At 64.5% G+C, this 14,678-nt stretch carries 11 protein-coding genes; 1 reads left to right on the forward strand and 10 read right to left on the reverse strand.

The window, feature by feature from the left end; all coding sequences use genetic code 11:
- Positions 1 to 217 precede the first annotated feature (217 nt).
- Entirely contained in the window at positions 218 to 874 is a 657-nt protein-coding gene (locus AC2FNA_RS20425) for a Crp/Fnr family transcriptional regulator (protein WP_496829707.1), read from the forward strand.
- Here AC2FNA_RS20425 and AC2FNA_RS20430 read toward each other — a convergent pair.
- The 10 genes from AC2FNA_RS20430 to AC2FNA_RS20475 form a co-directional block, all read right to left on the reverse strand.
- Entirely contained in the window at positions 869 to 3,892 is a 3,024-nt protein-coding gene (locus AC2FNA_RS20430) for an adenylate/guanylate cyclase domain-containing protein (RefSeq protein WP_496829709.1), read from the reverse strand. The two genes, AC2FNA_RS20425 and AC2FNA_RS20430, sit on opposite strands and share 6 nt — an antisense overlap.
- Positions 3,893 to 3,908: 16 nt before the next feature.
- Positions 3,909 to 5,357, reverse strand: a complete 1,449-nt coding sequence (locus tag AC2FNA_RS20435) for an FAD-binding oxidoreductase (RefSeq protein WP_496829790.1) — start codon at positions 5,355 to 5,357, stop codon at positions 3,909 to 3,911.
- 258 nt (positions 5,358 to 5,615) lie between these two features.
- Entirely contained in the window at positions 5,616 to 6,917 is a 1,302-nt protein-coding gene (locus AC2FNA_RS20440) for an NAD(P)/FAD-dependent oxidoreductase (RefSeq protein ID WP_496829792.1), read from the reverse strand.
- An 85-nt stretch (positions 6,918 to 7,002) separates the two neighbouring features.
- Positions 7,003 to 7,842, reverse strand: a complete 840-nt coding sequence (locus tag AC2FNA_RS20445; RefSeq protein ID WP_496829711.1) for an EamA family transporter — start codon at positions 7,840 to 7,842, stop codon at positions 7,003 to 7,005.
- 1 nt (position 7,843) lies between these two features.
- Positions 7,844 to 9,526 carry a Na/Pi cotransporter family protein gene (locus tag AC2FNA_RS20450; protein WP_496829713.1) on the reverse strand — a complete coding sequence of 561 codons (1,683 nt, stop codon included), beginning with the start codon at positions 9,524 to 9,526 and terminating at the stop codon, positions 7,844 to 7,846.
- A gap of 221 nt (positions 9,527 to 9,747) precedes the next feature.
- A complete protein-coding gene (locus AC2FNA_RS20455) occupies positions 9,748 to 10,005 on the reverse strand; it encodes a cytochrome C oxidase subunit IV family protein (protein ID WP_496829715.1) in 258 nt (85 codons plus the stop codon).
- Positions 10,006 to 10,009: 4 nt separating this feature from the next.
- The gene (locus AC2FNA_RS20460; protein ID WP_496829717.1) at positions 10,010 to 10,558 is read right to left on the reverse strand and encodes a cytochrome c oxidase subunit 3; all 549 of its coding nucleotides are present in this window, start codon (positions 10,556 to 10,558) and stop codon (positions 10,010 to 10,012) included.
- Complete coding sequence (locus AC2FNA_RS20465; protein ID WP_496829719.1) at positions 10,555 to 12,477, reverse strand: nitric oxide reductase activation protein NorD; 1,923 nt, start codon at positions 12,475 to 12,477, stop codon at positions 10,555 to 10,557. Before AC2FNA_RS20465 ends, AC2FNA_RS20460 begins: the two co-directional genes overlap by 4 nt.
- Before the next feature lie 8 nt (positions 12,478 to 12,485).
- The gene (locus AC2FNA_RS20470) at positions 12,486 to 13,295 is read right to left on the reverse strand and encodes a CbbQ/NirQ/NorQ/GpvN family protein (RefSeq protein WP_496829794.1); all 810 of its coding nucleotides are present in this window, start codon (positions 13,293 to 13,295) and stop codon (positions 12,486 to 12,488) included.
- A 5-nt stretch (positions 13,296 to 13,300) separates the two neighbouring features.
- A complete protein-coding gene (locus AC2FNA_RS20475) occupies positions 13,301 to 14,668 on the reverse strand; it encodes a cbb3-type cytochrome c oxidase subunit I (protein WP_496829721.1) in 1,368 nt (455 codons plus the stop codon).
- Between the last annotated feature and the right edge of the window lie 10 nt (positions 14,669 to 14,678).

Genomic DNA, 14,678 nt, shown 5'->3' on the forward strand with positions numbered 1-14,678 from the left:
TCGCGCCCTGCGGGCATATGGGGCGCGGGCATTACCTTGCGTTGTGCAATCGGTTCTCGGACCGCCCCGCGCACGGGACTTGGCAATCGGGCGTCGACGCAGTACTCCTCTGTCCAGATAGACGTTATAACCCCTTGGATTTACAAGTCTCGGTCGAGAAGGAAGGCAGCGCGTGCGCCCCACGAACCGAAAAACCATTCCGCCACTTGAAACCGTCTTGACGGGCGTTTCGCTGCTGGCCGGGCTCGAGACCGAGGTTCTGGCCGAATTCGCGGCCGATCTGGAGCTGGTCACTGTCTATACCGGCCAGACCGTGATGGAGCAGGGCGAAACCTCGACCGAGATGTACGTGGTTGTGCGAGGTCGTCTGGTCGGTCTTTTGTTGTCGCCCAACGGCAAGGAGGTGGCGTTTACCGAGATCACCTCAGGTCGCTATTTCGGGGAATTGTCGGCGTTGGACGGGCGGCCGCGCTCGCTCACCATCTCTGCCGCCGAAACCACGATTCTGGCGCGGATGCCAGCGCAGCGGTTGCTTGAATGGATGGCGCGGGAACCGCGGCTGGCCCATAACCTGGCCATCGACCTGGCCGAGCGCAACCGGGCGCTGACCGAACGGGTGTTTGGCCTGGTGGTGCACGACGTGGACAAGCGGGTACGGGCGTTGCTGATCCAGCAGGCACAGGCGGCGCAGCAACTCAAACCGGGCGGTGTGCTCGATCCCAGCCCCACGCATGACGTGATCGCCAACTATATCGGTGCCACCCGCGAGGCGGTCAGCCGCGTGATGGCGCGGCTTGCCGCCGCCGGAGTGATCGAGACCGGGCGACGGCGGCTCGAAATCGCGGATATAGAGCAGCTGTTCGAAGGGCTATGACCTGCCCCAGCGCTCCTTGAGCCGCAGGCATTCGGGCAGCATCCAGCGCTCGCCCGAACGAATTGCGCGCTCCAGCGCAGCCAGATCGCCGCTTGGCCCGTCCCGCAGCGCGGTTTCCTCGGCCATGGCATGGATCACCCGAAAGGTGGGTTGCAGGAATTCGAACCCCTGCTCGCCCAGAACCCTGCTGCCATAGGCGAACTCGGCCTGGCCCTCGTCGACCCGTCCCGCGGCAATATCTCCGATGCCGGCCAGCATCCGGGCATAGACAAGCCAAAAGGCCAGTTGCCTGCTCTGGGCCAGCTGTTTCAACTCGCTGGCATGGTCGCGAAATGCCCCCCAGTCGCGGCGGATCGCGGCCGGAAAGGCGGCGCCGAAGGTCAGTGTGTGACACAACGTGTGGATCATCTCGGAGGCGCGTGCTGAGGCCAGCGCCGCCGCCGTGGCGACGCGGGTATCCTCGGGGGTGCCGGTGAAGGCCTCGATCGCTGCAATGCAACACAGAACGGTGGCGTGATTGTCGGTGGCGCCGAACGGCCGCAACGGCTCGGCATGAAGGGTCGGGTCATAGGTGGCGAGGAACCGGTCCAGATACTGTCGCGCGTCGTCGAACTCCCCCCGGAACATGTGGCTCGAGCCCAGCATCCGGTCGAGCACCAGCGCATGCAGGCCGGTCGGATCCGAGCGCGCGATATCGGCCAGCCCCACGGCAAATTCGTGGCCCGCGTCGATATCGCCCTGCACGCAGATGTCGATCCAGCGAAAGAACATGGTCGAGAACACCCGCTGGCTGCCACCAGTACGTTCGATCAGCGCGTTGATCCGGCCCAGCACATCCTCGCCCGCTGCGCGATAGCCCTTGGCCCCGATCAGCGCCGGGAACAGCGCCAGCAAGGTGTCGGCCTCGAACTGGTCGCTCCAGTCGCCTTCGGTGGCGCCGATCCGGGGCACCAGCGCCAGCGCCCGGCGGAACAGGGCCACGGCCTCGGCATCAGCCGATTGTGCGGCGGCGCCACGCCCGGCCTCGGCCCACAGTTCTGCGGCAGGGCGCAACCGCCCGGCCCGTTCAAGCTGATCGGCCATCAACGTCGGTTCCACCGCCTGCCCTTCGGCGCGGCGGCGCGCCAACGCTTCGGCGATAGCGGTGTGGATGCGCTCGCGGTCGCGGGTCAGGATGATGTCATAGGCACAATCCTGAAGAAGCTGGTGACGCAGGATCAGCCGGTTTTCGTGTTGGCTGTCGCGGGCAAGGTGCAGTTCCGCCAGCCCCGCCGCGATCAGCTCGTCCAGCGCCTCTTCGATGGAGCCGGGGCCAGGCCAGAGGTCGCGCAGCAGCGGCAAGGGCGCCTCGCGCCCGATGCTTGCCACCAGCCGCAGCAGTGGACGCGCGCGCGCCAGCCGACGAATACGTGCCTGAAGGCTCTGTTGCAGGCTGGAGGGTACCGACATGTCCGGCAGGTTGTCGGCATCCACATCCTCGGGTCCCGCCAGCCGCGCCCGCATCTCCAACGCCAGTTCCTCGGCAAAGACGGGGATGCCCTCGGCCCTTGCCACCAGCGGCGCCACCAGAGCTTCGGCGCCCTTCGCATCTCCAAGGACCTCGCGCACGATGCTGTTGGTATGTTCCGGCGACATCAACCCCAGCGAAATCGGCACCGATCCGTCCACATGCATCAACCGCTGGTCTGGCAGCGCGTTGCGGGCGCTGACAATCAGCATCAGGCCCGGCGGGCGGCGCGAGGCCAGTGTCAGCAGAACGTCGATGGTCGAGGGGTCGGCCCATTGCAGATCGTCTATCCACAAAACCTTGGGCCCGGATTCGGTTCTGCCGAAGTGATCCGCCAAGAGGCTGATCACACGTGCCCGGCGCTGGCGGCGCTCGGCCTGGGTTGCTCTGGGAACGGCCTCCAGCTCGGCCCGCAGGGTCGTTGCGGCAGGTAGATCGGGATCGTGATCCAACAGCAGCCGGAAGGCGCCATAGGGTGTGTCGCGGCCCTGCTGGGGACAGTTGACATGGCGGACCGGCCGGTCCTCGTGCCGCAGCCGGTCAAGGAACTCTCCCACCAACCGCGATTTTCCGATGCCGTGCTCACCGGCCACGGTGATCAGGTTGAACGCCCCCATCGCGACTGCGTTCCAGCAGGCCGACAGCCGCGCCAGTTCCGCTTTCCGATTGACAAAGGGCACCCGGTCGGGACGGGCCAACAGCGCCACGCCCAGATCGGGGGTCCGGCGTGCCTCGACCGCGTAGACCGGCGCGGGTTCGTCGATCCCCTTGAGCTGCCTGAGGCCCAGGAAATTCAACTCGAAATGATGCTTGATGAGCGCCGCCGTGGTGTCCGAGACCACGACACCGCCCGGTTGCGCCTCGGCCTGAAGTCGCGCGGCCAGATTGACCACCGCGCCATAGGCCCGCCCGCCCCGCGCGTGCTGGCTGAGGTGCCGGTCCCCGATCACCACCGGCCCCGAGGCGACCCCGACCCGCACCTGCATCGGCCGCGCCCCCGGCACCGCGATGGCGCCGACGCGGCGGCAGGACTCGCAGGCGGCCATCACGCCGCGCAGCGCCGCATCCTCCAGTGCCTGCGGATAGCCGAAATAGATCAGCACTCCGTCGCCGTGATACTGCGCCACATGGCCGCCATATCGATCTACCGCGCCGTCCACCGCACGGTAGAATTCGCCAAGCAGGTCGGTGAACCGTTCCTCGCCCAGAGAATGGGCAAGTTGGGTCGATCCGACCAGATCGCAGAACACCACGGTCAGATAGAGGCGCTCGCTCTGGTCCTCGACCGGGGCGGATGGCACAACGACGTCAGGCGCATCGCGCAGGTCGGCGATGCGTGCCAGGATCTTGCGCCTGTGTCCCAGAGAGATCACCCCGAGATCCGTCAGATCCTGATCCGACAAATGCTCCAGCACCTCCAGGTCGATATCGGCCTGTTCGAACCGCTCGGCATAAACCTCCAGGCCGATATCGGCCAGCCATAAGGTGACAGAGCCGATGGTTCGGGACATTTCAGTCATTTCTCCGTTATCCGGTGATCGCCTTGATCGGTTCCTCGAAGCCATGGAAACCCGGCGGGAATCCCGGCCCCGGCGGATGCCATTCCAGCGGCTCGATGCTTTGCGGGAAGCGCAGCAGGTTGAGCGGGTCGTATTTGTGCTTGATCAAACGCAGCAGCCAATAGGTATCGCCCCAGTATTCGTCGGCAAAGCCGGGATTGTCCGGGCTGGGATAGTTCTGATAGCTCTGCCCGGTCCAATGCGGGGCAAAGGCTGCCTCCCAACCCGCGATGAACGCCAGCATGGTTTCCTTCTCCTGTTCCGTCAGCCAGAACACGTCAAAGAACAGGTCGCAATACACATCCCGGTGAAAGAAGGCGTTTTCGCCCTTTGGCATGCGGGCGATGGCGCCGCCATAGATCTCCATCGCGGCGATCGTATAGGGGCTGGGTGAGGTTCGGAAATAGTCCAGCAGTACCTTCCAGCCTGCAGCGTCGATCGGCTTGGCGACATAACGGCTGATCTTTGCCTCGGGAGGCGGCATCGGCGTCATGTCGGCGGGGAATTCCGGCACCTCGTAGGGTTCGCTCAGCAGGATACGGTTGAGGTCGATATATTGCTGCGGATCGTAAAGCGCTTGCAAGGTGGCGCCGGGGAGCGCCAGCACCGGGGCCAGCTTCTCCTGCAACTCCTCGCGGGTGCCGCGATACATCCCGCGCATCAGCAGCACCGGTTCCTTGGTCTGCCCCTCGGGCCCCTCGAAGGCCCAGATCATCTGATAACCCATGGTGTCGGGCGCGCCGGTGCGCATGAAGTTCTCTTGCAGCCAGGCCAGCGAGGTCGCGGTATCCTGCACGCCCGCGTCGGTCTGCATCGACCAGCGCACGGAAAAGCCCGAGAAGGTCGAACCGCGATACAGCCGGTACTTGACCCCCAGCAGTACGCCAAAGTTGCTGCCTGTGCCGCCGCGCACCGCCCAGAACAGATCGGGGTTCAGCTCGGCATTGGCATGCACGATGCGACCGTCGGTCATCATCACGCGGATTTCCTCGACCTGGTCGCAGTTCATGCCGAAAATACGCGCGGTAAAACCGTATCCTCCACCCTGCATGTAGCCGCCGACACAGACATCGGGGCAGGCACCACCGGGCGTGTGCAGATCATAGGGCAGAAGCTTGGCGTTGAACTTGCCGAAATTGGTGCCCGGCCCGACCCAGGCGCGCAGCGCCTCGGGGCTGATGCAGACATCGTTCATCCGGCTGACGTCGATCAGGAACCCGTTCTGCGACGAGAAGCCCGCCGTGCTGTGCCCGCCCGAGCGCACCACGACCGCCATCGACAGCGCCCGCGCCACCCGCAGGCATTCGGCCACGTCGGTCTCGACCTCGCAATAGACGATGACCTGCGGATAGGCCGAGAACCGGGGGTTCGACAGCATCCGGTCGGCGTTGTATTCAGGGTCGCCGGGCAGCACCACGGTGCCCAAGATGTTCTTTTGAAGCTCTTCGGCGTATTTCGGCGGAAGCCCCTGAAAACTGGGGTCGGTCTTTTGATTTACGGCCCAAACTGCGGATTTTTCGCGCAAACGTTGCGCACGACTATCATACCAAAGCACGGCTATGTCCTAAACAGAGAATATCTGGGGGCATCGTAAGAGAGCCGCCCCGTATTTTGCAATCGGTTCTCTCGCTTAGGTCGAAAAATCTGAACCGGCTCTACCCCTGAGATGTCTCTGTCACAACCGGTCGCGCAGGCTGAACCACAGCATCGCCAGGATCAGCAGCGGTGTGCGCAGTGCCGGGCCGCCAGGAAACGGGCGCCCGGGCACGCGTGCCATCAGGTCGAACCTTTCCGCCTGTCCGGCGATGGTTTCCGCCGCGATCTGCCCCGCCAGGGTTGCCAGCGCCACACCATGACCCGAGAAGCCCGACAGGCTCAGCATATTGCCCGACAGCCGTTCGAAATGCGGCATCCGGTTCATGGTGATGCCAAGCGTCCCTCCCCAGGCATGGTCGATCCGCACATCGGCCAGTTGCGGAAAGATCTCGAGCATCGGCTTGCGCACCTTGGCGGCGATGTCGGAGGGAAAGCGATAGCCATAGCTTTCGGTGCCACCGAACAGCAGCCGGTGATCGTCGGAGAACCGGAAATAATTGATCACGAACTTGCTGTCGGCCACCGCGTGATTGTTGCGGATCAGTGCCTCTTGCCGTTCGGGCCCCAATGGTTCGGTGGCGATGATATAGTTGTTGATCGGCATGACCCGCGCCGCCACCCGGTCATCAAGACGGCCCAGATAACCGTTGCAGCCCAACACCACATGGCGCGCTGTGATCTCGGCCTGATCGGTGCGCAGATAGGCGGGATCGCCCTCGGTTAGTGCGGTCACTTTCGAGCGCTCGAAGATACGCGCGCCTGCGGCCACCGCCATCCGGGCCAGACCCAGCACCAGTTCCAGCGGGTCGATATGGCCCGCATCCTCGTAAATCGACCCGCCGTGATAGGCGTCCGAGGCCACCAGGTGCCGCATCTCGTCCCGGTCGAGCGCCCGGATCGCGGTATAGCCGTATTCCTCGCGCATGTGGCGGACATGGTCGTGGCTGTGCGACACGAAACGTTCGCGGTGATCGGCATGGATGATGCCGGGATGGAAATCGGCATGCACCAGATCCGAGGCAGCCAGGTCGCGCACCAGATCGACCGATTGCCGCGCCACCTGCCACAGGGCATGGGCATGCTCACGGCCCAGCATCTTTTCCAGTTCTTCCTGTTCCAGCCGCTGTCCCTGCCCCACCTGGCCGCCATTGCGGCCAGAGGCGCCGAACCCCACGCGCTGCGCCTCGAGCAGGACCACGTCATAGCCGCGCTGCGCCAGATGCAGCGCCGCCGAAAGCCCGGTGAACCCACCGCCCACAACGCAGACATCACAAGTCAGCGCGCCCTTCGCCTGGGGGAACGGGTCCAGCTTCTTTGCCTGCGCGGCGTAGTATGACGGCGGGTATTCGCCGGGGCGGTCGTTTACGGTCAGCAGGTCCATCATCTCATCCCCTGTTTCGCCGCCTGCTATAGCAGCAAATTCAGAGGCCTGCCAGATATGATCAAATTTTTGATCAGCCGTTATCTCAACCCGCCATGCCGATCAGCGCCACCCCTGCCGCCATCAGCGCCGCCGCCCCCAGACGGCGTTTCCAGTTGCCCTCGCCCAGAAAGACAAAGCCGATCAGGGCGGCAAAGATCACCGAGGTTTCGCGCAGGGCCGAGACCGCGCCAAGGGGGGCAAAGTTCTTGGCATAAAGGACCAGCCCATAGGCCGCCATCGACACCAACCCGCCCAGGATGCCGGTGGCCCAGACCTTTGGCTTCAACCCCGCCAGCGTGTCCCGTTTTCGGATCGCCACAAAACCCGCGATGAAGAGATGCAGGAACGCCCCCCAGGCCCAATATGACAGCGTGTTCTGCGACAGCCGCACCCCAATCCCGTCGACCACGGAATAGGCCGAGATACACAGGCCCGTGCCCACCGCAAACCCCAGCGCCGCGCGCCCGACCCCGAGGCGCAGCGCCGACCAGCTGCTCAGCTGGATACCGGCGGCGATGGTGGCGATGCCCACCCAGGCCTGGACCGGCAGGGTTTCACCTAGCAAGAGCAGCGCCCAAAGCGCCACCAGCGCCGGCACGATGCCGCGCGCGATGGGATAGACCACGCTCAGATCGCCGTGACGATAGGCCTGCCCCAGCATGTAGTAATAGCCGAAATGGATCACCGTCGAGAGCAGGATATAGGGCAGGCTTTCGGGTGCGGGCAGCGGCAGCAGCGTAACCATGACCGCGCCCGCCAGCACATGGCCCGAGGCGACAAGGCCCAGCATCGTGGTGCGGTCCGCCGCGCTTTTGACAATGGCGTTCCAGATCGCGTGCAACAGGGCCGCCGACAAAATGATGGCGACGATGCCCGCCGACATCTCAGTCCTCGTCCTGCGTTGCTGGCAGGGTTTCGATCAGGCGGGTCTCTAGCAGTTGGCCGTTGGCATAAAGTATCGGATAGGCCACAGCCGAGACATGGCTGTTGAATTCGCGCAGGGCACGCAGGGTTTCCAGATGACAGTCGCTGGTGTCGAAACTCTGCACCTCGCCATTCTGCAAGCGCCGGAAATGCCGCTTGCGGCTGCTGCGCTCGGCGCGTTTCAGCTCGGTCTTTTCCAGGCTCAACAGGCGCGCGCTTTCCAGATCGTCCGAGATCAACACGTTCGAGGCCAGTTTCATGTTGGCCAGAATGGTCTCGTGCATCTGCTGCAACTCGGACCAACCCTCTTTCGAGAACTGGTTGCCGGTCTTGCGCAGATCGCCCGCCAGAACGCAAAGCCGCCCGGCCACGACGTCACCGGCGGTTTCCAGCCGCACCGCATATTCCAGCATGTCACGCGCGCTGCGCGCCGCGTCCTTGCCGATCTGATCGGCGGGCAGCGCGGCAACATAACGGCGGATGCCCGACAGGCAAGCATTCACCTCTTTGTCCAGCGATTGCACCGCCTTGATCCGGGTCTTGTCGCCATCGCGATAGAGGCCCAGAACGGGGCGGAACATCGCCTCGACCAGATCGGCCATGCGCAGCAATTCGCGCTTCAGGCTCGACACCGCCTGCGCCGGGCTGCCGATATGGGCGGGGTCGAGGCTGGAGGCCGGGCGCGCCAGTGTGTCCGCATCGACCGGCTGCGCCGGGTCCGGCAACAGCCGGGTCAAGGGCGCGGCCAGCAGGTTGCAGAATGGCAGCGCCAGCACCAACAGCGACGCGTTGAATGCCAGATGCGCATAGACCAGCTCCTGCCCGCCATGCTCACCGGCGCCCAGACCGTTGCGCAGCGCCAGGTTGACCGCAAAAAGGCACAGCACCGCCCAGGTGCCGCGCAGCGCCAGATTGGCGAATGGGATGCGCCGGGCGGGCATCGTCATGCCGCGCGACAGCCAGACCGGGATGAAGGCGCTGCCGAAATTTGCCCCCAGCACCAGCGACAGGCCCGCGGCAAAGGGAATCGCGCCGATCTGAACCAGCGTCACGCACATCAGGATCGCCGCAACCGACGAATGCATGACAAAGGCCAGCGCGCCACCGACGATAAAGGCGGTGACATAGTCGCGCGCCAGATAGTCGGCGATGGCGGGTAGAAAGGCGCTGTCTCGGATCGGGTCCATCGCCTCGCGCAGGAACCGCAGCGAGATCAGGATAAAGGCGATACCCATCAGGATGCGCCCGAACTGACGCGCCTTGCGCTGTTCGGTCTTGACGAACAGCCAGCCGCCCACCGCCAAGAGCAGCGGTACCAGCCAGTCCAGCCGCCAGGACAGGATCTGGATCACCAGCGCCGAGCCCAGATCGCCGCCCAGCACGATCGCCAGCCCCTGACCGAACCCCATCAGCCCCGCCCCGGCAAAGCCCGAAGTCAGCAGCGCCACCGCGGCCGAGCTTTGCAGCACCACCGCCATGACCAGTCCCACCGCCCCGGCCCGCATCACGCCGCTATTGCCGGTCATCACCCGCTGGAACGACGAGCCATAGGCGCGCTCGATCCCCGTGCGCACCATCCGCACCGCAAACAGCAGCAGCATCGTCGCGCCCGCAAGGCTGATCAGAAAGGAAAAGATCGCCATCGCTCAGCCTTCGGGGCAGGTCGCGCGGAGGTGCAGGGGGCGGTTCAACGTGGCGGGCTCCTTGTCTTATGTCCGAGTGGCCCCCGCCGCTCTCGGAAAGATGTGAGACTCAACAGGCCGGGGTCCAGAATTGACCCAAGCTGCCTTTGTTTGCGCAAACGTGCAATGGCCAAACCCACAAAACCGGTATTTTCCGGGCAAAGACGGTCACGAAATGGCGATCAGAGCAGGGATAGCACCAGCAATAGCAGTACAAACCCGGTCAGGACTGTTCCGATGCCGCGCATCCAGGCCGGGCTTTGCCCCAGTTCCAGATAGCGCGACAGGATCAGACGGGCCTTGACCAGCGCCAGCATCAGTACACCTGCGCCGATCAGCGCCTGCGGCACCGGCGCCAGTGTCAGAAGCGCGCCCGCAAGGCTCAACGCCAGCAGCGCCAGCCAGGCGCGGTTCAATGGGTCGGAGAGAAACGCGCGCATCCCCTTACCCTGCCAGATAGACGACCGGGTAGAGCAGGACCCAGACAAGATCGACCATATGCCAGAACTGCGCGCCCGCCTCGATATTGCGAGGCGCATCGCGCCAGGCCACCAGCAGCAGGATCGCGACCCCGGCCAGAACATGCGCCGCGTGAAACCCGGTCAGCAGGTAGTAGAACATGAAAAACGGATGAGAGTCATAGCTGATCCCCTGGGCCGCCTTGCCGGCATATTCCGCGCCCTTGATCACCAGAAACAGCGCCCCCAGCGCCGCCGCGCCCGCCAAGGCCCACCTCGGCCGTGCGCGCAGACCCGCGCGGCGCCAATGGAGCGCACAAGCCGCGAGGTAACCCGACGTGACCAGCACCAAGGTGTTGAGAGCGGCCCCAGTGCGGTGGAGATGGTCCTGCGCCTCGGCAAAGCCTGCCGGATCGCTCAGCCGTACCGCCAGCAACGCCACCAGCCCGGCACCGAACACCAATAGCTCGGACAGGATCAGAACCCACATCATGAGTTCGCCCGGCAACTCGTCGATCAGCGAACGCTCGTTCATGCCCCGACCAGATGCCGATAGATCTGCGGCAGGGCCAGTGTCAGCCGGTGGGGGTCGGGGATCACGGCAAATCCGCCCTGCCCGAACATGCGGGGGAACCAGCTTTTACCGGATTTATCGATGGTGACACCAAACACCGATTGTCCGGCGCGGCGCGCCTCGCGCACCGCCATGGCGGTATCTTCGATGCCGTGGTGGCCCTCGTAGTGGTCCAGATCGTTGGGCTTGCCATCGGTGATCACCAACAGCAGCCGCCGCTTGCGCCCCTGCCCGGCCAGATCGGCCGAGGCATGGCGGATCGCTGCGCCAAGCCGGGTGTAGAAGCCGGGTCGCAGCGAGGCGATGCGGGCCTCGACCTGACCGCTCATCATTTCGCCGAAGCCCTTGCAGCGCTGCACATAGACCCGCGCGCGTTTCAGCGAGCTGAAGGCGTGGATGGCGAAATCGTCGCCGCAGGCATCCAGCCCCCAGGCCAGCGCCGCCAGCGCCTCGCGTTCGATGTCGATCACCGCGCGGCCCGAGACCGCGCTTTCGGTCGAGCGCGAGACATCGAGCAGGATCGACACCGCCAGATCGCGCGCCACCGGGCGCGACTGCATCCAGATGCGCTCGCTGCCCTCGCCATTGGCAAGCCGGTCCAGATGGCCGCGCACGGCGGCCTCGACATCCAGCTGGTCGCCGTCCAGATGGCCGCGCGTCATCATCCGGCCCGGGCGCAATGCCTCGAACTGGCGCTTGACCGCGCGAATGCGGCGGGCGGTGGCCGGATCATGGGTAAGGGCCTCGGCGCCGTCACGGATCTCGGCCTCGGAGGTCAGGACATTGACATGGTCGGGCAGATAGGCACCGGTGCGCACGTCCCATTCGGGATAAAGCACCCGGCCCGACAGCCGCTCGCGGTCCACATCTTCGGGTGCGAGATCCAGATGCAGTTTCAGCCGCGTCGGCGGCGCCTTGGAAATCTGACCCAAACCGATCTCGTCCTGATCGTCGGCGGCCTTTTTGGCATTGTCGGGATCATCGTCATCGACCCGGCGGTTGAGGTTCAGGAACTCGGCCCAGCTCAGGATCGCTTCGAACTTGTGCAGGATGAAACTGTCGTGGCGCGCGGCCATGTCGGATTTGCGGCGCCGGGCGCGGTGGGTCTTTTCGCCCGATTCCTCGGGCGGCCCCTCTGTATCGCGGCTTTCGGCCTCGTGATGTTCGGACAGGGCCACTGCGCGCAGCTCGGGCCAGAGCGGCACCGGGCGAAATGGCTGATAGCCGCGCGGGGCGGTGAGGGTCTCGTCCATCGCCTGAAACTGCGCAGCCCGCGTCGAGAGCGGTTGCGGGTCGCCCAGCATCTGGCGGATCAACTCTTCGACCGCGGCCTCGGCAGGGGGTAGGTTCGGCAGGTCGCGCTGCTGTAACAGGCCCTTGCACAGTTCGGCGTAAAGCGGGCGCAGGCCGGGTGCGTCGGATAACGTTGCCGCCACCATTGCCTGTGCCGCTGACAGCGTCCGCAGATCGGCGCGTAGCGGGTCATCCTCTTCGACACGGGTGCCGGCATGGGCGGTGGCGGCGGCCAACCAGACATAAAGCGCCCCGTTGGCCGCGCGCATCGGGAACACCGCCAGCCGGTCCGGCAGGCGCAGCACCTCGCCGTCGAAACTGGCACGTGGCAGCGCCTCGGCCTCGGTGCCCAGACGGCGGCGCCAACTCAACCGGTGGCGCGAGATCTCGGGCGAGACCGGGCGCAGCTCGACCCCGGCGCTGCCACCCAGACCCCGGAAAAGAACGGCCAGCCGTCCCGCGACCTCTGACAGGTCGACCGCGGCTCCTTCGTGCACCAATGGTGCGTCGAGACGGCTGGCAAGGCTATGCCACAGTTTCCCGATTGTCTCCTCGGGTTCCCATGGCTCGAAGTCGATCTGGACCATCGCCGGCCTCACCCAAAGACGGCGGTGGTCAGATCGAGGAGCCCGCGTTTGATATCCTCGTCATCTGTGAGAGGTTCGACCATGGCGGCCAGGATGGCGCGTTCGGTCGGCATGCCCTGCGCGATCAGGGTCGCGGCATAGACAACGAGGCGGGTAGAGACCCCTTCCTCCAGATCCTGCCCCTTGAGCCCGCGCAGCTTGCCCGCGAGCCGGATCAGCGGCTTGCACCGCTCCAGCGACAGGCCGCTTTCCTGCGACACGACGCGCGCCTCCAACTCGGGCGCGGGGAAGTCGAATTCCAGCGACAAGAAGCGTTGCCGAGTCGAGGGTTTCAGGGTCTTGAGGATGTTCTGGTAACCGGGGTTGTAGGATGCGACCAGCATGAAGCCGGGGGCGGCTTCCAGCTCTTCGCCGGTACGGTCGATCGGCAGGATGCGGCGATCATCGGTCAGCGGGTGCAGCACAACGGTCACGTCCTTGCGGGCCTCGACCACCTCGTCGAGGTAACAGATCGCCCCCTCGCGCACCGCGCGGGTCAGCGGCCCGTCGACCCAGACCGTCTCGCCACCCTTGAGCAGATAGCGCCCGATCAGATCGGCGGCGGCCAGATCGTCATGACAGGCTACGGTGTAAAGCGGGCGGCCGAGTTTTGCCGCCATATGGGCCACAAAGCGGGTCTTGCCGCAGCCGGTCGGACCTTTCAGAAGGACCGGCAGGTTGTTGTTATAAGCGGCGGTGAAGATATCGCATTCATCACCCTGGGCGAGGTAGAAGGGGGCGTCTGCCGCCCCCGTTCCCATATGTTTCGATCCGTCCATCTGCATCACTCGGCCGGTGTTTCGACTGCGCCACGCTCGATAATCTCGCGCCGCGGTACCCACATGGCATAGATGAACAGAAGCGCACCGATCACCACCACCAGACCAGAGCCAAAGCGCATCCAGTAGAAGATCGCCACCTGGTCCTGGACGTCCATGAAGTATTCGCCCATGACCCGTTGCAGGTGGGTCTGGATGGTGCCGGCAAAGGTCAGCACAAAGGTCATGAAGACCATGCCGCTGCTCATCAGCCAGAAGGACGCCATGTTGAGCACCTGGTTATAGGGATCGCGGTTCAACAGGATCGGCATCGCATAGCTGAAGATCGCCAGGTTCAGCGACACATAGGCCCCAAAGAACGCCAGGTGCCCGTGGGCGGCGGTGATCTGGGTGCCGTGGGTGTAATAGTTCACCCCGTGCAGCGTGTGCAGGAAGCCCCAGACCCCGGCGCCAAAGAAGGCGAGCGTGGCACATCCCAGCGACCACAGCAGAGCGGCCTTGTTCGGGTGGTCCCGGCGGCCCTTCCAGACCATGACAAAGGCAAAGGCCATCATCGCGAAGAAGGGGATGACCTCGAGCGAGGAGAAGATCGACCCGATCCACTGCCAATACCCCGGCGTCCCGATCCAGTAATAGTGGTGGCCAGTGCCCAGAATGCCCGAGAACAGCGCGGCGGCGACGATGACATAAAGCCATTTCTCGACCACTTCACGGTCTACGCCGGTCAGTTTCAGCATCAGATAGGCCAGGATCGAGGCCATGATCAGCTCCCACACGCCTTCGACCCAGAGGTGCACGATGTACCACCAGTACTGCTTGTCCAGCGCCAGGTTCGACGGGTTGTAGAAGCTGAACAGGAACAAGAGCGCCAGACCCCAGAGGCCCAGAAGCAGGATATTGGTGATCGCGGTCTTCTTGCCCTTCAGCACCGTCATCGAGACGTTGTAGAGAAAGATCAGCGCCGCCACGACGATGCCCGCCTTGACCCATTTGGGCTGTTCGATGAACTCGCGCCCCTCCTTGCCCAAAAGCCAATGGCCCTCGAACAGGTTGAACACATAGGTCACCACCACGCCAAGCGTGCCCAGAACCAGGATCGCCAGCTGGATATAGGCCAGTTTGGTCGAGTGGATCTCGCGCTCGGCCTCTTCGGGGATCAGGAAATAGGCCGCCCCGAAGAATCCGAGGATCAGCCAGACGATGAGTGAGTTGGTGTGCAGCATCCGCACGATGTTGAACGGCAACAGCTCGCTCAGCGTGTTGGGGGCCACATAGATCCAGCCGGCGAGCAGACCGCCCAGCACCTGGATCGCAAACAGGCCCATCGCTACGGCAAAGTAGACGAGGGCGATTTTCTGGGATTCGTATTTCATCTCTGTGCTC

This window comes from Ruegeria sp. YKSD163, from assembly GCF_059612905.1.

Excerpts from the sequence above, each read along its gene's own strand:
- AC2FNA_RS20465 (WP_496829719.1), bottom strand. The coding sequence starts at position 12,477 with ATGGTCCAGATCGACTTCGAGCCATGGGAACCCGAGGAGACAATCGGG.
- AC2FNA_RS20430 (WP_496829709.1), bottom strand. The coding sequence starts at position 3,892 with ATGTCCCGAACCATCGGCTCTGTCACCTTATGGCTGGCCGATATCGGC.
- AC2FNA_RS20475 (WP_496829721.1), bottom strand. The coding sequence starts at position 14,668 with ATGAAATACGAATCCCAGAAAATCGCCCTCGTCTACTTTGCCGTAGCG.
- AC2FNA_RS20470 (WP_496829794.1), bottom strand. The coding sequence starts at position 13,295 with ATGGACGGATCGAAACATATGGGAACGGGGGCGGCAGACGCCCCCTTC.
- AC2FNA_RS20440 (WP_496829792.1), bottom strand. The coding sequence starts at position 6,917 with ATGGACCTGCTGACCGTAAACGACCGCCCCGGCGAATACCCGCCGTCA.
- AC2FNA_RS20450 (WP_496829713.1), bottom strand. The coding sequence starts at position 9,526 with ATGGCGATCTTTTCCTTTCTGATCAGCCTTGCGGGCGCGACGATGCTG.
- AC2FNA_RS20445 (WP_496829711.1), bottom strand. The coding sequence starts at position 7,842 with ATGTCGGCGGGCATCGTCGCCATCATTTTGTCGGCGGCCCTGTTGCAC.
- AC2FNA_RS20455 (WP_496829715.1), bottom strand. The coding sequence starts at position 10,005 with ATGCGCGCGTTTCTCTCCGACCCATTGAACCGCGCCTGGCTGGCGCTG.
- AC2FNA_RS20460 (WP_496829717.1), bottom strand. The coding sequence starts at position 10,558 with ATGAACGAGCGTTCGCTGATCGACGAGTTGCCGGGCGAACTCATGATG.